Origin of the sequence: Micromonospora sp. S-DT3-3-22 (assembly GCF_015354745.1) — a bacterium.
Taxonomy (GTDB): domain Bacteria; phylum Actinomycetota; class Actinomycetes; order Mycobacteriales; family Micromonosporaceae; genus Micromonospora; species Micromonospora wenchangensis.
In genome coordinates this window covers 47293-66542 of sequence record NZ_JACGMO010000001.1, presented here as the reverse complement: position 1 = coordinate 66542, position 19250 = coordinate 47293, and the positions used below count along the sequence as shown (strand labels likewise).

The following is a 19250-nucleotide window of genomic DNA, read 5'->3' as shown; positions in this document are numbered from 1 at the left end:
CGCCACCGGCGGGTCGGGTCAGGTCGCCAGTTCGGCGAGGAGCCGCTCGGCCCGGCGGGTGTGCAGGAACGCGCCCCGCTCGGCGGACACCGTCCGGGCCCGTTCGGCGGCGGCCCGGACGACCTCGACCGGCTCGCCCCGCGCCCGCAGCAGCCGGGCCCGCAGCAGGAGCAGCAGCCCCTCCGGGTGCCGCTGGCCGCACGACTCCAGATAGTGGTCGGCCTGGTCGAGCGCGGTCGCGGCGGCGTCGACCGCGCCACCGGCGAGGAGCATCTCGCCGAGGAGACCGTGCCAGGCGGCGACGTCCGAGCGGGGCGGGTCGAGCAGGTGCGCGGCGATGAGCTGCCGGGCCCGGTCCGCGTTGCCGAGCGGGTCCCGGCCGGTCACCGCCAGCGCCCAGCAGCGGGCCAGCCGCTGGTAGGTGCCGAGGAAGACGAACGAGAACCCGGGGTCGACGGCGATCCCCCGGCCGGACGTGCGCAACGCCAGCATCGGATCGCCGACGATCACCGCGATGCGGGTGGCGGCGCACGCCCACACCGTCACCATGTACGGGTCGTCGCCGGCCAGGCCCGCCAGCCCGTCGAGCATGGTCCGGCCGTCGGCCACCGCGCCGTGCAACGTGGTGACCTCGGCCAGCATCGCGGCCATCAGCAGTTGGAGGTCGTGCCGGACGGGGTCCTCGTCCCGGCGCGGAATGTCGAAGATCATGTCCCGGGACCGGTCGAGCCAGCGGACCGCCTCACCGATCTCCCCGTAGTCCCACTGTTGCAGACCCCACGCGTGCAGGCCGCAGGCGAGCACCCACGGGTCGGCGGACTCCTGCCCCCGCTCCAGCAGCCGGCGGGCCAGCGGGGCGCTGCGGTCGAGGTCGATCGCCTGGACCAGGGCGGCCCAGCGGGAGTAGAGGAAACCGGCCGCCTCCCGCTCCCGGCCGAGGTCCCGGGCCAGGTGCTCGGCCCGCTCCAGCAGGTCGGTCACCGAGAAGCCGTACATCGACCGCATCCCGAGGACGGCGGTGAGCTGGGCCAGCGCGGACAGCTCCCACCCGGCGAGACCCGCGCCGCGCGCCACCTGCACCGCCGAGCGCAGCCACCGCTCGGCGACGTCGAGCGCCGACTTGCCCGCCGCGTGCCGGCCCGCGCGGATCAGCGCCTGCGCCGTACGGGCCGGTTCGGCGAGCAGGCCGGCGGACCACAGGTGGTGGGCGAGGCGCTCGACCACCGTCTCGGCGTCCGGGCCGCCCCGTTCGAGCGCGTCCGCGATCCGCAGGTGCAGCCGTCCCGCCTGGGCCGGCCGGGTCGTCGCGGTCACCGCCTCGCGTACCAGGTCGTGGGCGAACCGCAGCGAGAACGGGTCGTCCGGGCGGCTGCGGAGCATGCCGAGCGCCTGCACCGGTTCCAGCAGTTCCAGGCAGCGGTCCAGGTCGAGCCCGGCCGCGCGGGCGAGCAGCCCGAGTTCCACGTCCCGGCCGATCGACGCGGCGATCCGGAGCAGGTCGCGGCTGTCGTCGTCCAGCCCGGACATCCGGTCGATCACCACGTCCCGCACGGTGGCCGGCACGCCCGCGCACCCCCGGGGCCGGTCGGTGAGCAGCCGGGACAGTTCCCGGACGAAGAACGGGTTGCCGGCGGTGCGGGCGAGGATGCCCCGGGTCGACTCCGGGGTGGGCGTCGAGCCGGTCTCCCGGCGGATGAGTTCGGCCACCTCGGTCTCGGTGAGGTTGCCGAGGCGGATCCGCTGGTGGCCGGGGAGCCGGCTGACCGTGGCGAGCATCCGGGACAGCGCGGAGCCCGGGGTGGGGGCGTGGTCGCGCAGCGCGCCGACCAGGGTGGTGCCGGCGGGCAGCCGGGCCGCCAGGTGGCTGATCAGGTGCAGGGCCGCGCTGTCGCCCCACTGGAGGTCGTCGAGCGCGAGCACCGTCGGCCGCCGCGCCGAGGCCGCGGCGACGATCGCGACGACCTGTTCGAAGAGCCGGAACGGGAAGCCGTTGTCGGGCAGCACGGGCGCGGCGAGGACGTCCCGGCGCGGCTCCAGCAGGCTGCCCAGTTCCCGGCCGACCGGGGTGTCCCCGGGCATCCCGTCGAGGACGGCGCGGATGGCCTGGACCCACGGCCACATCGCGGGTGCGCCACCGCCGTCGAGGCACTGCCCCCAGACGACGAGCGCGCCGCGCCGCGCCGCCTCGGCGGTGGCCTCCCGGAGCAGCCGGGTCTTGCCGACCCCGGGCTCACCCTGGACGAGCACCAGCGCGGTGCCGCCCGCGAAGGCCGCCGTGGTCGCGTCCCGCAGGGTCGCCAGTTCGCCGGCCCGGCCGACCAGGCCGTCACCGGTCGGGGCCGGCGGCGCGGGTGGCACGGCGGGGGCCGGCAGCGACGTCCGGCCGAGCGCGCGGTGGTACGCCTGGGTCAGCGCCGGGCCGGGGTCGACCCCCAGTTGCTCGGCGAGGTCGGCCCGGACGGCCCGGAACACGGCCAGCGCCTGCGCCTGCTGGCCGGCGGCGGCCAGCGCGGTGACCAGTGCCGCCTGCACCGGCTCGTGCAGGGGCGTCATCGTCGCCGCCAGCCGCAGGGGGGCCAGCACCTGGTGCGGCTGTCCGGCCGCGACGGCCAGGTCGGCGGCGGCGACGGCGGCGGCGAAGAACTCCCCGTCCAGGGCAGCGAAGAGGGCGACGGCGCCGGGCCGGTGCAGGTACCCGTCGCCGGCCGGTCCCCGCCACAGCGCGAGCGCCCGGCAGTACGCGTCGAGGGCGTCGGTGTCCCGGCCCCGGGCCAGGTGGGCGGCGGCGGCCCCGGTGTGCCCACGGAACGCCATCAGGTCGAGCAGTTCCGCCGTGGCGGACAGGCGGTAGCCGGTCGCGTGCCGGTGCAGGTAGGAGCCGACCGCCCGGGGCGGCAGTCCGGGTTCGAGCAGGCGGCGCAGCGCACCGACGTATTTGTGGATGACGTTGACCGCGGTCGCGGGCGCGTCGTCGCCCCAGACGAGGTCGATCAGCTCGGTGGTGCTGACCGGTTCCCCGGCGCGGGCCAGCAGCAGGACCAGCAGGTAGGCCCGCTGGCGGGGGCCGGGGTCCAGCTCGACGTCACCCCGCCGGACGCGCAGCGGGCCGAGGATCCGTAGTCGCAGCGCGCCCTGCGGCCGGGTCCGGTGCCCACCCTCGACGCCATTTCCCGACGACAGCCCCACCACGCCCCGGTGACCCCCGACCGTCGACGACATCGACGCCCCTCAGCTTACGCCGGGGACGTCGTGCCGATCGGCGTACCGGACGCCCGGGGCGGGGGTCGGCGGCCCCGCGTCACCTCACCAGCGCCAGCCCTCCCGCCCGGTGTCCGGCACGGACTCCACGCTCAGGTGCGCGTGCAGGCCGTGGTCGGTCAGGTAGGTCTGGACGAGTTGCCCCTGCACGACGGTGTCGTTGTAGATGGTCATCGAGGCGGTGTCCTGGTGTACGCACCACACCTGCCCCTGGCTGTGCGGGTCGTAGCCGTCGAGCACCACGTGCGCGCCGGGTTGGGGCAGGCCCCCGTCCGGGGTGGACGTCAGGTACTCGTCGTCGTACAGCAGGTAGAAGCACCGGTCGGCGCCGCGCTGCCCGGCCGGCACCGGCTGCCACTCCCGGCTGCCGGTGGTGGCGGGCAGCAGTTGCACCGGCCGGCCCTCGACGCCGTCCGGGCCGGCCACCCCCAGCTCGGCCGCCGTGCCGGCGGGCGCGACGACGGGCAGGATGTCACGCCGCAGTTCGAGGTCCGTCGAGGACGCGAGGAACCAGCGTTGGTACGGCGAGTCGGTGGCGTCCCGGGCGGCCAGCACGAAGTCGCCCGGCAGCACCGTGAGCGCCTGCCCGGTCAGGTAGTTGAGCAGGGTGTACGTGCCGTCGCCGTTGGCCACCGGTCGCCAGAGCTGGGCCAGCGACGGTGACCAGCCCAGCGCGGCGCGGGCGTCCGGGGCGGCGTCGGCCAGGCCCAGGTAGCGGTCGTCGGTCGAGTTGCCCTCCCGTACCCGTTGCAGGCGCAGGTAGCCGGAGACCTCGTTGTCCCAGTCCAGCCGCCACTGCTGCGCCCGCGACGGGTCGTACGCGGTGTCCACGACCAGCGGCCCGCCGTTGGGTTCGGCGTCGGCGACGGAGGTGGTGGCGGCGTTGCGCAGCAGGGCCCGGCCGGGCATCGTCGGCGTGGACAGCGGCGGCACCTCCGCGGCGGCGCGCAGGTCGAAGCCGTAGGTCACCGGGTGGTGGTCGGAGTTGGTGATCGTCCGTTCCGTGCGCGCCTGGAAGAGCGTCGGTGCGCCGTTGCCGAAGTCGGTCACCGCGTAGTCCAGGGTGCTCGTCGGGCCCGTCGTCGGATGGGTGTTGGCGTCCGGGGCCATCACGGCGAACTGGTTGGCCGGCAGCGCGTTGCGCAGGTTCTGCGGCTCCCGGTTGAAGTCACCGAGCACGACCCACTCGTAGGGGCCGTTCGGGCCCGGGTTGTTCTGGATGTACGTGCGGATGTTCGCCAGCGTGGTCGGCATGTCGTTGCCGTTGCCCGACCAGCCGTGCACGGTGAAGAAGAACGTCTCGCCGATGCGTACGCCGAGCGCCGGCCGGGCGTTCGCCTGACCGGCGACCACGGTGATCTGGTCGGCCCGCTGGGCGGTGGCGACGGCCAGGTTGACCCGGTTCGGGCCCTGCGTCGAGGTGTCCGTGTTCAACCAGTACAGGTGGCGGGTGGGTTCGCCGAGCAGGGTGCCCAGGTAGTACTCGTACACCGGCGGGGAGACGCCGTTGTTCCGGAACACGTTCTGGGTGTAGCGCCCCCGTTCGTGTGCGCTGCCGGCCGGCGGCGACCCGGCCTCCTGGAGCGCCACCGCCAGCGTTCCCGCGCTGAGGAACCCCGTCACGGTCGCGTACTTGTTCTCGTAGGTGCCGCCCGCGCTGGAACCCGCGCCCTGCATGTTCCAGGTCATGATCGTCCGCCGGTTGCCGTCGCGCGGTTCGAGCTGGCCGACGTCGCGCAGGAACAGCGACGGCCACCGCTCGCCGGTGCGTACCGCGACACCCTGGCCGGCGTAGTTCACGGTCTCCCGGCCGGACCAGTCCTTGATCGGCGCGCCGCCCTGGCTCAGCGGGGTGAACGCGCGCGGATTCGCCGCGTCGGAGCCGAACTGGTAGATCGCCTCCCCGTCGCCGCCGTCGCTGGAGTACGGCTCGTAGGGCAGGTAGGGGCCACCCGGTACGGACTGTTTGATCATGGTGTTGCGGTGGAAGACGTTCTGCGGCCCGGACGCCCCGGACCACTTGATCGCCTTCGCCGCCGCCGCCCACCAGATCGGGAACCAGGTGCCGTCCTCCAGTTCACCGCCCTCGCCGCCGCAGTTGGCGGTGCAACTTCCCGACCGGTGCTCGTACGGGACGCGGACGGTGTTGCCCTCGAACAGGTTGTAGCGTTCCCAGCCGCCGTGCAGGTTGAGGTCGGAGTCCAGGTCGTTGCCGAACGCCACGTTGCCGCTGGCCGACCACTGGAACGTGAAGTGCCGCAGGTTCCGGCTGGTGTTGTACGCCCACAGCGAGTCCCACACCCGGCTGCCGCGCAGGTAGCCGTTGCCGCCCTTGCCCTTGTTCCACGCCCCGTCGAACGTGTTGTGCTCGATCTGGAGGTTGCGGGCGACCTCGGTGACGATCGGGTGCGAGCCGGTCATCGACCCGGCCAGCCCGCGCGCCCAACTGTTCGCGGCCCACTTGAACGCGATGCCGTGCATGGCGTACTCGGGGGCCAGGTTGCCGTAGTTGTGCACGGCGTCGGTCGGGGTGGGGTGGTAGACGCCGCCGAGCAGCTTCGGCAGCCCCTCCATCTCCTGGGAGAACGCGAAGTTCTCGAAGCCGACGCCCTCCACCGCCCGCAGCGGGGTGATCTTGCTGGGGTAGACGTTTCCGGCGATCGGCGCCGAACCGTCCGAGGTGGAGTCGACGGGCGCGTCGTACTCCAGCGGACGGTCCAGCGTGACGGTCTTCGCCGACGTGTTCACGGCGATCGCCCGGAACATCTGCTGGCGCATGTGCAGGTTCTCGCGGGTGCCGGGATCGTCCGGCGCGAGCCCCTGCTGTTCGTAGAAGCGCAGGCTGTTGGCGACCCCGACCCAGACGTAACCGCCGACGCGGAAGCCGTCCATCTTGGCCTTGGCGTCGAGGCGGATCACGTTCTGCCCGGCGCGGGCCGAGAACCCCGGGTCGGCCGACGTGGAACCCAGCTTCTGGCCGGAGGCCCAGTGCTGGTTGACGGAACCCTCGAACAGGTCCCTGCGGTTCGCGGGGGCGGCGGCCCACTCGTCGGCGTACCGGTCGGCGACCTCACGGGTCTGCACCTTGAACAGGGCACGGCCCGGCCAGATCCAGCCCCCGGTGCCGCTGTCCGGCGGCGAACCGAAGGTCATCGTGTCCTGGTTCCACCGGCTGCCGTCGGCGGTCAGCGTGTCGTAGCGGGTGTTGACGTCCGGCCGGAACACGACCCGGGTGCCGCCGCTTGCGGCGCCCTGCCCCCGCAGCACCAGGAAGTTCGCGTCGACGTAGATCTGGCGGGAGATGTCGATCCGCCCGGCCGGCAACCCGATCAGCGAGAGCCGGTGCGGGTTGCCCGACGGCGAACAGTTCGCCTTGATCCGGTCGATGGCCGACTGGAGGCCCACGCTGTCGTCCACCGCGTCGTCGGCGCGGACCCCGAACTCGGCGGCCAGCCGCGCCGCGTCGATCGTGCAGGCCCCGCCCGCCAGGTCCGCGTCGGACGGCAACGACTGGCCGCCGAGATAGCCGACCCGGGACCAGTCGGGCAGCCCGGCGACCCCACCGATCCGGTTGCCGGCGGTCAGGTCCGCGTCCCCGGCGACACCCGCCGCCGGCGACGCCGCCCCGGTCGGCGGTGCGGCCACCGCCCGCGCCGCCGACGGCGCAGGCACCGCGACCGTCGCGACGAGCAACAACCCCAGCAGTACGCGGGCAGCGCGGACCATCGACTCTCCCCAGTTCCGGGTGGTTCAGTACCGGTAGTAGTGCGCGTCCTTGCGGCCACCGGAGGCGGTCGTGCCCTCGGCGGCGATGCCGATCCCGGTGACGCCGTTGTAGAACGTCTCGTAGTTCCGGTTCGGGCCGATCACCGCGAAGGTTCCGGAGCTGGTGTTGAAGTGGCCGATGACCCAGATCAGGGTGCTCTCGCCACCCGTCGGGACCGGCCCCCACCAGCAGTCGGCACCCGGGTTGAGGACCGGGCCCAGCTGCACGGTCTGGCCGTTGAGGTCGAGGTATTCGAGGTGCACCCGGTAGTTGCCCCACGGGCAGAGCTGCACCCACCCGTCGCGGATGGTGGACGCCGAGGCGGGCGTCGTCGGTGCCACGACCAGCGCGACCGCGCTGACCGCCGCGACGGCCGAGGCCAGCAGCCGCCGCGATTCGAACCACTTCGATGTCATGCCCGCGAGGATAGGTCGCCGCACTGGACAGGAAGTGAACCCGCGGTTCAGTGCGCCCCGGGCGGCATCCGCCGGGCACCGGCTGGCCAGAGGACCGAGATCGGGATGCCCCGACGCCGGGCCCGGTCGACGGTCCGGTCCGTCGACGCCGCGTGGCAGCCCGGCTCGCCGTCCCAGACCGCCACGAGCCGCTGCACCCGTCGGACCAGTTCCCGGTTGGCGGCGACGAAGGCGGCGGTGCCCGACCGGTCGTGACCGGTGTGCACGACAGTCACCGCCCGGTCGAGCAACTCGTCGAAGCCCGCCCGCTGTCCCGGGGCGATGACCGCGTCCCGGTAGTCCCGGGCCGGCAGGATCACCTCGTACGTGCCGCCCAGGTCCAGGACCGTGCGCGCGAAGATCTGGTCCGTGCCGCCGGCCAGGCAGGTGACGCCGCGCACCGGCCGGTCGCCGATCCGGCGCAGTTCGGCCCGCAGCGCGTCGGCGACGAGCACCTCCGTGTCGCGGGTCAGGTGGATGTGCCCGGTCACGCCGATGCGCTCCAGCCCGGCATCAGCCGACATCCGCCGGTCCTCTCCCCGAGGCGGGCGCCCCGGGCACCAGCCGGATCAGCTCGAAGCCGCTGTCGGACAGCACCTCGGGCAGCGCCCGGATCTCCTCGCGGTTGCGTTCCTGGACCTCGGCGGAGAGTTCGTCCCACGGCCGCAGGAACGGATGCCGCTGCTGGACGTCGTCGCGGGACTCGCCGTACGCCCAGCCCTCCCCCCGTCGTTCCCGGCACCACCGTTCGTGTTCGAGCCGGGCGAGCACCTCGATCCGGTCGTCGATGGCCTCCCCGGCGGAGACGTCACCGGCCCCACCCCGCCGGGGCGCCACCACGCACCCGAGGTTCAGCAGCTTCGCGGCGATGTCCTGGACGTGGGCCCGGTTGGCCCGCCGCAGCGACTCGGGCAGTCGCGACCAGTCGACCATCGCCGGGGTGTCGCCGGGACGCAGCCCGGCCCGTTGCTGCGCATCGAGATAACGCTCGTGGATCAGCCGGGCCAGCCGCTCGGTGAGGTCGTCGCCGATCAGCCGGGCATCGCAGGCGCGGGTCAGCACCGGATACAGGCGGAGCTTGCCGTGCACCTCGTCGAGCAGGTCGTGGCGGGAGTCACCGTGGAAGGCCGCGGCCAGCGCCGCCTGCCGGTAGACCGGCACGAACACGCAACTCTCGACACCTTGCCAGAGACCGGGTGAGTCCAGCACGAACTGCAAGCCGCTGCTCTCCTCCGGTGCACAGACGTAGATCCGATCGTAGCGGCCGGAGCCGAGCCGGCCGAGCGCGACACCGTCGAGGTCCCCGTCGTACGCGGTCAGCTCGCAGACGGTGCCCAGGAACGGGTAGCGGGACGTCACGACCTCCCGTTCGGTGCTGGCGTCCGGGGCGACGAGATCCACCCGCAGGGGTGGCAGGACCACACCGGCAGGTGCCCGCGCCCGGCACGTCCGCCAGTGCCGGGCGGTCTCGGTGAGCAGGGCGCGGCGGAAACCGCCGGTGCCGGCGATGAGCAAGCGGGTGGGCCGGTCGGCCGTGCCGGCCAGGGGATGGTGCCGGTACAGCGCGCGGGCGGCGACGTCGTCGACGTGGAAGTAGTCCAGCCGCAGCCGGCTGGACCCGGCCGCGCCGAGCCGCCGCGCCTGCAGGGACAGGCACATCTCGGAGTCGTTGACCAGCACGTAGACCCGTGGTGGTTCCCGTCCGCCCCGCACGAGCCGGCTGGCGGTGTTGGCGATGGCGTGGTTGCGGTCGTCGTCCTCACCACAGGCGTAGATGGTGTGCGCCCGGGGCAGGCCCGCGCCGCGCAGCACCTCGGCACTGGTCGGATCACCGATGACGCCGAGATAGCGGCGGCGGCGGTACTCCAACGGACCGAACGGTACGGACCGCACCACGACCACGCGTTCCCCGTCGGCGAAGAGCCGGTCGGCGAGCATGTGGGCGAACCGGGAGTCACCGCAGACGAGGACGTGGCCACGGGCCCGCCGGGCGCGCAGGCGGCGGCTCTCGGCGGCCAGCAGCAACCGGCCGGCCTCGGCCACGGCGAGGAGGGTGAACAACGGGGCGGCGAACCGGGCGACCTGCAACTGCCACGGGTAGGGGCCGGGGTCCTGGAACGGCTCGGCGCCGAACACGAAGAGCTGCAGATCGTAGTAGAGCACGTCGAACCGGTCGTGCACGGTGTCCGGCCGGGTCCGCAGCAGGCTCTCGAAGCCGACGTAGCCGAGAATCAGCGCCGCCACTCCGATGATCCCGAACAGTCCGCGCAGCCACCAGCCAGTCCGGCGGGGCGAGCCGACGAACGGGTCCGTCATGGGGCCATGGTATTTGACGGGGTCGATCAGAATCCGTCGCGAAGCGCCGTGCGCGGGCCGGTCACAGGAAGTCGTCGGGGCTGGTGCCGGGCAGGGTGGCCAGCAGTTGACCGGCCAGCCGCCGGGTGCTGTCGTCCTCCCCCCGGTGGGTGAGCCGCACGAGCAACTCCCGGGTCCGTGGATCCCGCCAGTGGTGCCGGGTCAACGCGAGCAGCGCGGTCCGGCGGATCTCCCAGTCGTCGTCGTCCACCAGCCCCAGCAGCAGCTCCGGCACCTCCGCCCGGCCGGCCAGGTTCGCGCCCACCTGTTCGGCCGCCCGACGCCGGACCTCCAGGGACGCGTCGTCGCGGACCAGGCCGACCAGCAGCACCTGCACCTCGGGATCGGCGCCGAAGTGCTCGCCGAGCGCGGCGGCGACCCGCGCGCGGATCGCCGGGTCCTCGTCCGCCAGCCGACGCATGAGCCGCAGCGTCACCGCCATGGACGTCGGGCTCTGCCCGGTCAGGCAGCACACCGCCGCGTCGAACACGGCCGGGTCGGTGTCCAGGTCGACGCACTCCAACAGCACGTCGGTCACCGTGTCGGAGCTGCCGTACCGGCCGAGCGTCTGCACCGCGGCCAGCCGGATGCCGCCGTAGCTGTCCCGCCGGGCCCGCCGGCACAGCGTCTCCAGCAGGCCGTCGGAGCCGTGGTGCCGGGCGAGCGCCTCGGCCGCCGCGCGCAGCACGGTCGGATCGGGATCTCTGCCGACCTGCTCGGCCAGGCACTCCCGCACCGCCGGCTCGGGCGGGTCGGCGAGGCCGGCCAGGCTCCGGGTGACCCGCAACCGGACGAGCGCGTCGCGCTCCTCGAAGGCCCGGACGATCAGCAGGGTACGGGTGGCGTGGCCGAGCGGTAGCCGCCCGGTGAGCAGGTCGACGGCGGCGAGCCGGACACTCGCCGTCGGGTCGCGGCGGGCGCTTTCCAGCAGCAGTTCCCCGGTGCGGTGGTCCGGGTACGCGTCGACCAGGGCGCGCACCGCCGCGAGGCGTACCGTCGCGTCCTCGTCCTCCCGGGCCGCCTTCGCCACCACGGTCCGCCCGGTCTCCTCGGCCCCGTCCCGGTCGATCAGCGCGGTCACGGCGGCAGCCCGCACGGACGACTCCTCGTCCTGTCCGATCAGGTCGACCAGCCGGGACCGGCAGCGTCCCTCCGGATCGGGTCCGGAGGCCAGCAGCCGCACCGCCGCCGTGCGCAGCCGCGCGGAGCTGTCCGATCCGGCCAGCTTCAGCAGCAGGTCCGTGTCCTCCGGGGCCGGTGGTCCCGGCAGCAGGATGGTCAGCAGGCAGCGCCGTACCTCGTCCGGGGCATCGCCGTCCACCCGTCGCAGCGCGGCGGCGCGGGCGGACCCGGCCTGCTCGGGCAGGGCCAGCAGGCCCTCCAGCGCCCGCTGCACCACCCCCGGGTCGCCGTCGGTGTCGAGCAGTCGCCGCAGCGTCCCGGCGGCGTCCGGCACCTCGGTCAGGCGCGCGGTGAGCACCCCGACGGCGGCCCGGCGTACCGTGGGGTCGGGGTCCACGGTGGCCCGGACCACCATCCGGCGGACGTCGTCGGACAGTCCGGTGCGACCGCCGAGGGACTGTACGGCCAGCGCGCGCACCGCGAGGTCGGTGGAGTCGACGAGCCCACGCAGCACGTCCGGCAGGTCGGGGTCGGCGCCGAAGTGGGTGACCAGCGCCCGCACCGCGGCCTGACGGACCGCGGTGGAGATCTCGGCGCGGGCCTGGGCGAGCAGGAGGTCCCGGTACCGGCGGCGACCGGTGGGGTCCGTCCGGGCGGCGGCCTCGGCGAGCCCGGCGACCAGGGTGAGGTGGGCGTGCCGCTCGGTGCCCTGACCGAGCTCCACGAGCAGGAGGTCCTCCAGCCGTTCGTCGGCGGTGGAGAGCGCGGCGGCGATCCGGGTGGCGAACACGGAGCCGGTGCGCCAACTGGTGCGTATCCCACGGCGGCGGTACCAGTGCAGGAAGGTCGTCCGGCCGGGCCAGTCCGGCCCCAGCGCCCGGATCGAGGAGAGCAGCTCCTGCTCGGTGAGGTCCACCAGTTGGGGATCGTCGGCGGAGATGCCGTGCTCGACCAGCAGCACCACCTGGCGCAGCACGGCCTCGCCCGCCTCGGCCAGGTCCGCGGGTTGCGGGGCCTCCGCCACGCACTGCGCGGCGAGCACCAGGTTCCAGGGCGGGCCGGTGAGGTTCAGCGGCGGCCAGGGTCGGGGTCCCTCGGTGGCGAGCCGGACGATCAGGTCGTTGGCGGTCGGGACGGGCAGTGCGCCGGCCACCAGCCGGAGCACCTCCCGCCAGGACGGATCGGCCCAGTGGTCGCGGAACAGCGATCGCAACCGCGCGGGGCCCCAGGAGCCCGGATCGTGCTCGATTCCGTCCACGATCTCCTCGGCACAGAAGAACTCCAGGAACGCCCGGTGCACGAACCCGAACAGTCGCAGCCCGTAGCGTTCCAGAATGAAACTCCGCTGGCGCAATTTGTCGATCATCGAGTGGGCCATGGCGAGTGCCCGCTCGTTGCCGAAACTGTAGAACGTGACGAGGTGGTCCCGGAAGATGAGTGCCAGTTCGTCGGATTCGATGCAGTTCCCGGCCAGCCCCGACTCCCGGAACTGCATCCGGAATGCCAGCTGGCGCAGCAGCCGGTGCTTCGCCTTCAAATCCAGCGGCGGCACCTCGCCGTGGCTCTCCCGCAATTGCTTGGTGACGTCCCACTCGGAGATCAGGACGTCGGTGACATGTGCGTACAGTCGTCGTCGGTTACGGGGCAGCGGGTGGCCCCGACCGACGATGGCCATGAGTATCAGCAGCAGCGGGTTGCCGGCGATCTCGTGCATCGCCCGGGAGTTGCGCACCACGTCGAGAAGCTGCCGCCGTTGCCGTTCCGCCTCCGCCTCGGTGGGCATGACGTAGCGGTACCAGTTGCCGAGGAAGCGGGCGATCTGCCCGTCGTCGAGATCCTCGATCGTGAAGTGGTCGAACCCGGCGTTGGCGAAGGTCTGCCGCAGATATCCCGCCGCCCGGGAGGTGACCACCGTCAGCACCCCCGGGTACTCGTTGGCGAAGGTGGCGATCTGCGCGGCCACCTCCTCCCGCTGCGCCGGGTCGACCACCTCATCGAGGCCGTCGAGCAGGAACAGCGCCCGGCCGCCCCGGCGCAGATACGACTCCAGCACCGTCCGGTCGAGTCCGGGCAGGCCCATCTGCTGGCTGTGGCCCACGTAGTCCAGCAGGCCGTCGCACCGCCCGTCCCCACGGTGCGTGGCGTACGACCGCAGTTCGATCAGCACGGGCAGGTGGCCGTCCAGCGCCGCCAGCCGGGGCTCGGCGCAGATCCCGGCCAGCACCAGCGCCAGGTAGCGGGCGACCGCCGACTTTCCGGATCCGGGGTCGCCGAGCAGCACGATCATCCGTCGGGCGGGATCGCACACCACGTCGAACAGCATCAACGCGTCCTTGGCCGCGTACTCCTCCCGCAGCCGCTCCACCTCCTCCGGGTCCACCACCCCGGGAAGTCCCGCGTCGTCGCCGTCCGGCGTGGCCCCGGCCGGGCGCCACCAGGCCAGGGGCATCTCCGGGCGGGCTTCCTCGTGCACGCGGGGCTCCACGAACACCTTCGGCAGCCCGACGGTCAGGTAACCGATGGTGGGGCGGGGCGAGACGGCATCCACCGCGACCGCCTCGTACATCAGGGCCAGGTTCCGGTGGTAGCGGGTCCGCATCTCCTCCGGCAGGTGGGTGCCCGGGTCGGCCGGCCCGCGGACCGGGGACCGGCCGCTGAGCACGTCGGTCAGTGCCGCCATCACCTTGGCGGTCAGGTCGTCGACGCTGGAGAAGAAGTCACACAGGTGGTGCTCCTGAAGCTCCCGGCGCAGTTCGAGGATCCGGTCACCGTCGGTGCCCCGGTCCATCATGTCGCCCGGCCAGCGCGCGTCCTCGGCGAGCAGGAAGACCAGGCAGGGCTTTCCGGCCGCGAGCGCGGCGCGGTACTCCAGTTCGGTGATGGACGACGTCTGGCCGGGCGGCCGGAATCCGTACCGCCAGGCGAAGAGCCCCAGGTAGAGGTCACAGTCCCGGACGTCGTTCAGGCAGCGCTCCAGCGGCGGCTTGACGTCGGCGCCGTACGCCTCCATGGCGACGTCCTCGATCTTCAGCCGACGGGCCACCGCGTGTACGGCCAAGCGGTATTTCAGCAGGTCCTTTTGGGTGGCTGAAATGTAGACCTTCATGAACGGCAAACTCCAGGGGGAGACTGGTGACCGTTGCTTTGAAAGTACCAGCCGTCGTCACCTGCTCATGTTCGACGAACACTCGATGCGCGTTGCTGCGCGTGGGATTCCCGCGGAGGGGCCTATGATGTCGACAGCACGGATTCAGGTCCGAGCGGGCCGAATCTCGCTTTCCCGAGGTCTCCTTTCGTCCGGCCCGCATCCGGGTCAGCACGGATCACGGCGGCGCACGTCAATCACCAGGGACGCATTCCGCGAGCCGGCGCGGACGGATGCGGTGATGCGGAGGAAGTCATGCTCACACTCGGTGAGGTGCACACCAACCTGCTGCAGCACAGCACCGCGCTGGCCCAGGAGCAGAGTGCCGAGGTGCTGCACCTGGTCGAGGGCGAGGCGGTGCTGACCTCCCGCCGCCCGTCGCTCTACGCGGTCTCCCCCGACGTCCGCACCGGGGTGGACTGCTGGCTGCCCAGCGCCCGACGCCGTCAGCTACGCGGGGTCGGTGCGGTGGTCACCCGGGCGATCGTCACCGGCGGCCGGATCGTGCAGGCCTCCTCGGTCATCCGGGTGACGGGCGGCGAGCGACGCCGGCCGTGGTCGCACTACCTGGCCAACCCGGGCATCCTGGAGACGGTCGGCAAACTGGACGCCGTGGATCTGACCGCGGGCTTCCTGCGCGGCGACGACGCCGACGTGCTGAACCTGGAGGCGATCACCGGCCGGGTCCTCGACGGTGTGCAGACGTCCGACCTGTTGGACCGGCGTCCGCCGCTGCGCGCGGCGCGTACCCGGCTGCGCTGGGCCGCGCAGGTCTCGCCGCGCCCGGAGCGGGAGGTCTCGGCGGTGGTCACCGTGGACTCCCCCACGCTGCGTACGGTCGAGCTGGTGCTGGATCCCCAGGACGTGCCGGACGCCGTGACCGGCCTCTGCGAGGACCTCGCCCTGCACGACTGGCTGTTGACCACACTGTCCTCCCTCGTGGAGGCCGCCGTCGCGCGCTCGGCCTCCGGTCAGGAACACATCGAGCGGCTGCGGCCGGTGCTGGAGCACCTGCTGCACCTGTGGCTGCCCGGCGCGCGGGTGAACCCCCGGCTGCGACCGATCTGGGACCGGCTCGAACAGGTGCCGGGGTTCAGCCGGCAGTGGAACTCGTCGGTGACCTGGATCCGGGACCAGATCGCCGTGGCCAACCTGACCCTGCTGCGTGACCTCGCCGGCCGGATGCCGGGCGGCCAGCAGTGCGGCAGGGCACTGACCGCTCACCCGCCGATGAACACGTAACTCAACCGGTCGACCAGTTCGCCGGGCAGCCGCAGGCCCTCGCCGCCCGCCCGCCGGGTGATCTGCTGCGCGACCGCCGGGGGCACCGCCACCTGGCCGAGAATCGTCCGCACCGCCATCTCCACCGGCAGGTACTGGGTGTCCATCAGTGTCAGCGTGCGGTACGCGCAGAACGGCGCGGCGGCCGGATTCAGCTGGACGACAGCCGGTAGCGCATCCCACGAGTCGGGCAGCTCGCCGGTGAGCCGGTGCGGCTGCATCAGCGTCTCGCCGCGACGACGCAACACGCCCAGCCGGGCCATCTGCCAGACCGAGGCGAGCAGGGCGCAGGCCCACACCCGGCTGCTCGGCTCGCCGGACCACAGCTCGACGTCGACGAAGATGGAGTGCCGGGGGTCACCGGACTGCACCGGCGGGGACCACGGCCGGGGCAGCGTCATCGCCGGCGCGTCGACGTGGCCGGGTGAGCGCATCCCGTTGGACAGCCAGCCCGACTCGCTCAGCGGGGGGCGGCTGCCGGTGGTGTTCCGGGGCGGCTCCACCACCAGGGTGTCGACGACCATCTGGGCCAGCTCGACGCCGTCGTGGCGGGCGAAGCTGGACTCCCGGGCGACGTAGTCGAGCACCAGGCCCTGCGCCGCCGCCGCGCTCTGCACCTGCGCGATCACCTCGCCGGGGGTGCCGAAGCGGTGGAAGTAGTCGTCCACCATGAAGCAGGTGCTGATCCGGGGTTGGCGGCCCGCCGTCAGCCCCCGGTTCGCCAGCACCGGGATCATCGCCGACCACTCGGCGATCTGCGCGAACCTGTCCCGCAGATCCTGGCATCCCGCGCCGAAGTCCTCGGCGTAGAAGTGCCCCAACTCCACCGACAGGTGCGCGTACGCCACGCTCTCCGTACGGGCCACCGCAGCCGCCTCCTGGAACCTCACGTCCACGTCGGTCATACGGCTTCCCACGCGGTTTCGTCGAACAGCTTCGCGGTCAGGTCCACGAAGGCGTCCACGGTCTTCACGTTCGCGATCTTGGTCTGCACGTCGTGGTCCGAGATGAGCTGCTCCCGCCACTGCAACAGCGGATCGAGCGGCACCGAGCCGAGCCGGGTGGTACGGCCGACCCCCTTACGCCGGGCCAGCTCCGACAGCTCGTCGTCGCACTTACGCAGGAACGCCTGCTGGGCGAGGTCGAGATGACCGACCTCGTCGCCTCGGGCGTCGATCAACGCGGTGCGGACGAACCGCAGCGACTCCCGCAGCCGTTCCCGATCGTGGCCGTACTCCCCGCCCATGGCCAGGATCCCGCCCGCCTCGAAGGCCAGGTCCGCCGCCGCCGTGACGTGTTGCGGGGTCCACCGGTGGAAGACCAGCCAGCGGGCGGTGACCTTGCACAGGGACGGGGTGGCGGTCGCGGCCAGGGCGATGTGACTGGCGTACGACCGGCCGGCGCTGAGGTCCACCAGGGTCAAATCGAACTCCTCCTCCAGGCGGAGGAAGAGTTCGGCGCAGCGCGTGGCGATGTCACTGGTGAAGCCGAACTCGCTGCCGTTGCGCTGACCGGGTAGGAGCACCAGGGCTCCCGAGCCGACGGGCCGCTGGCGCAGGCTGGCCCGCTCGGAGGTGCCCCAGACGTCCAACCGCTCGGGCGAGGGGATCTCCCCGCGCAGGTACCGGTGCAGACCGCCGCGGCTGGGCCCCGAGCCCTCCACCCCGTTGACGGCCTGCGGGATCTGGAACGTGATCCCCGCCGTCGGCGAGCCGAAGTCATAGTCCAGGTAGCAGGTCGACCTGCCGGACAGCGCGCTGCGGTAGGCGATGTTCGCCGCGGTCACCGACCGACCGGTGCCACCCTTATGGGACGTGACGAAGACCAGCATCAGATCCCCTCGCCGGCCTTCTGCTGACCGGTGCTGACGTCGTTGATCTGCAGCAACACCGTGTTCGCCAGGGCGGCCGCCGTGCCCGGACGCTCGTCCACCAGCAGTTGGGCCCGACGCAGGCTGGCCCGGATGCTGCGCATGTTGCGTTGCATCGCCACCCCGGAGAACGTGCCGCGCATCAGCTCCCGGTCGAACAGGTACTCGGCCTCGTCGACGAGATCCTGGGCGTACGCCGCGAGCCCGCCGGCCCGGGGGAAGGGCCGTTCCGAGAGCAGCTGACTGGCGTTGACCATCGCGTGCACCGCCCGCTCGGTCAGGTACCAGGAGGGTGCCTCGGGCATCGGCGCCAGCCCCGGGAACGCGCCGCCGGCATGGTCCCACAACCCCCGGTGCCGACCGTCCGGGATGCGCCGCAGCAGCAGGTGGTCCCACACCTCGTCCGCCAACTCGAGCAGTTCGCTGCGCCGCCGGGCGTTGTTCAGCAGGCCGGCGACGGTTATCGCCCGCTGGAGCAGCACCGTCGAGAACTCGTTGACGTTCCACGTCATGATCGGCTTCGACGTCTCGTCGTTGAGGATCACCTGTTTGCCTGGCGCGTGCACGAGCAGCGCCGGCTCGCCGGGGGACGCGCGCCGGGTGATCCGCGCCCGCTGCGCCAGTTCCACCAGCACCGAGGCGATCCGGCCGAGTTCCTCGTCGCCACCGCGCCCCACGGCGAGCAGGCCCTTGACCGCCAGCGACGTCGTCTGCAGCGTGTAGTAGTCGGTCCGGTCGCCGTCGGTCGTCCGCCACGGGATGTCCTCGATGGGCCAGCGTCGCCGGTTGCCGAAGGTCGCCACCGTCGCCCAGTAGGTCCGGGTCAGCTCCCAGCGCAGTTGCAGCGCCCGGGACAGCCGCTGCTGTTCCTCGTTGAGCAGGCCGAGCAGGCGGGTGCGTTCGGAGTTCAGGTCCTCGATGGCGTCCATCGCGATGACCGTGAAGTAGAGGTAGGGGGCGTTCTCCGCGGACCCGGGGCGCTGCCGGCCGATCGGTTCGCTGGTCGCGACCTCCTCGGCTCCGGCGATGGTTCCCCAGGACCAGCCGCACTCGAAGAGCATCTCGCTGTTGTCGAGGTCTTCGGTCACCCGACCCGACCCGAGGAGCACACTGCGCAGGCTGGCCATCGTGTCCTGCAACTGTTCGCGCAACGCGTCCACGACTTCCCGGCGCGGTAACTCGTCCTGGTTGACCATGTCGCACAGCCGACGGCCGGACGGGTCGGTGGAGGTGAAGACGAAGGTACTGAAGCTGCGGAGCAGACCGACCATGGCCGCGGTCAGTCGCACGTTGGCCATCGCCTCCAACTCGTCCAACTGGGCGAGCAGATCACGCCGCTGGGTGGCCTTGCGGTAGACCTTGACGAAACCGATCGTCGCCAAGGTGAGGGTGACGGACACCGCGAACGAGTCGACGATGTCCAGCGAGTACTGCTCCTCGGTGAGCGGTGGCCCGCCCTCGGTCGGGGTGAGGTAGCTGCCACCGGCGAAGATCGGCGTGCCGGCCTCGTCGGTGTAGCGGCGGAAGTACTCGACCATCAGACCGACCAGCTGACGGGGAATCTTGATCGCGTCACCGAGCGAACTGAGTGCCTCGATCACCTCGTCGTCGACCCGGTCCGGATCGTCGAGCGACAGCTCGGAAACCTTGGCCGCGGGGAGCAGCAGGGTCAGTAACTGCTCCGCGTCACTGATCGAGTTGCTGCCGCTCCGGCCACCCCAGCGCCATTCACCATCGTCCCAACAACTGCGCACCGTGGCCCGCCAGATGTCGAGGATCTCCTGGCGCGGCTGTATCCGCATGATCCACCGCCGTCTGTTGTTGTAGCCGCCGACTCGAAACCGCTGTTGTTGCCGTACGCAGGAAGATCCACGGTGGCCGACAGTAATGTGCACCGTCATGGTAGCGGGCCGGTCGACCACCGTACGAAGTGCTTGTCGACGGGGTGTCGGTAAGCCGACCATCGGGTGTGGACCAGGCCCGGTGCCGCCGTCGATG

The 19250-nt window shown here is 72.4% G+C and carries 10 protein-coding genes; 1 reads left to right on the top strand and 9 read right to left on the bottom strand.

Annotated elements, in window-relative coordinates; all coding sequences use genetic code 11:
• Positions 1–18: 18 nt before the first annotated feature.
• From H1A17_RS00305 to H1A17_RS00280, 6 genes are all read right to left on the bottom strand, one after another.
• Positions 19–3219 (bottom strand): AAA family ATPase, encoded by a 3201-nt coding sequence (locus H1A17_RS00305; RefSeq protein WP_194820708.1) that lies wholly within the window; start codon positions 3217–3219, stop codon positions 19–21.
• Positions 3220–3303: 84 nt separating this feature from the next.
• On the bottom strand, positions 3304–6984 hold the full coding sequence (locus tag H1A17_RS00300; protein WP_194820707.1) for an RICIN domain-containing protein: 3681 nt from the start codon (positions 6982–6984) through the stop codon (positions 3304–3306).
• Between the two features lie 24 nt (positions 6985–7008).
• Positions 7009–7440 carry a hypothetical protein gene (locus H1A17_RS00295; RefSeq protein ID WP_145918635.1) on the bottom strand — a complete coding sequence of 144 codons (432 nt, stop codon included), beginning with the start codon at positions 7438–7440 and terminating at the stop codon, positions 7009–7011.
• Between the two features lie 47 nt (positions 7441–7487).
• Positions 7488–8003 (bottom strand): hypothetical protein, encoded by a 516-nt coding sequence (locus tag H1A17_RS00290; protein WP_145918634.1) that lies wholly within the window; start codon positions 8001–8003, stop codon positions 7488–7490.
• Positions 7993–9795 carry a RyR domain-containing protein gene (locus tag H1A17_RS00285; RefSeq protein WP_145918633.1) on the bottom strand — a complete coding sequence of 601 codons (1803 nt, stop codon included), beginning with the start codon at positions 9793–9795 and terminating at the stop codon, positions 7993–7995. Before H1A17_RS00285 ends, H1A17_RS00290 begins: the two co-directional genes overlap by 11 nt.
• A 61-nt stretch (positions 9796–9856) precedes the next feature.
• Positions 9857–14062, bottom strand: a complete 4206-nt coding sequence (locus tag H1A17_RS00280) for a HEAT repeat domain-containing protein (protein ID WP_194820706.1) — start codon at positions 14060–14062, stop codon at positions 9857–9859.
• A 294-nt stretch (positions 14063–14356) separates the two neighbouring features.
• Between H1A17_RS00280 and H1A17_RS00275 the strand changes: the two genes are divergently transcribed.
• Positions 14357–15343, top strand: coding sequence for an SCO2521 family protein (locus H1A17_RS00275; RefSeq protein ID WP_145918631.1), 987 nt, complete (start codon positions 14357–14359; stop codon positions 15341–15343).
• Here H1A17_RS00275 and H1A17_RS00270 read toward each other — a convergent pair.
• From H1A17_RS00270 to H1A17_RS00260, 3 genes are read right to left on the bottom strand one after another with little or no spacing between them, the layout of a single operon-like run.
• Positions 15322–16287, bottom strand: coding sequence for an SCO2522 family protein (locus tag H1A17_RS00270; protein ID WP_145918630.1), 966 nt, complete (start codon positions 16285–16287; stop codon positions 15322–15324). The two genes, H1A17_RS00275 and H1A17_RS00270, sit on opposite strands and share 22 nt — an antisense overlap.
• Complete coding sequence (locus tag H1A17_RS00265) at positions 16284–17213, bottom strand: SCO2523 family variant P-loop protein (RefSeq protein WP_145918629.1); 930 nt, start codon at positions 17211–17213, stop codon at positions 16284–16286. The genes H1A17_RS00270 and H1A17_RS00265 overlap by 4 nt, the downstream gene beginning before the upstream one ends.
• Positions 17213–19054, bottom strand: coding sequence for an SCO2524 family protein (locus H1A17_RS00260; protein WP_145918628.1), 1842 nt, complete (start codon positions 19052–19054; stop codon positions 17213–17215). The genes H1A17_RS00265 and H1A17_RS00260 overlap by 1 nt, the downstream gene beginning before the upstream one ends.
• Between the last annotated feature and the right edge of the window lie 196 nt (positions 19055–19250).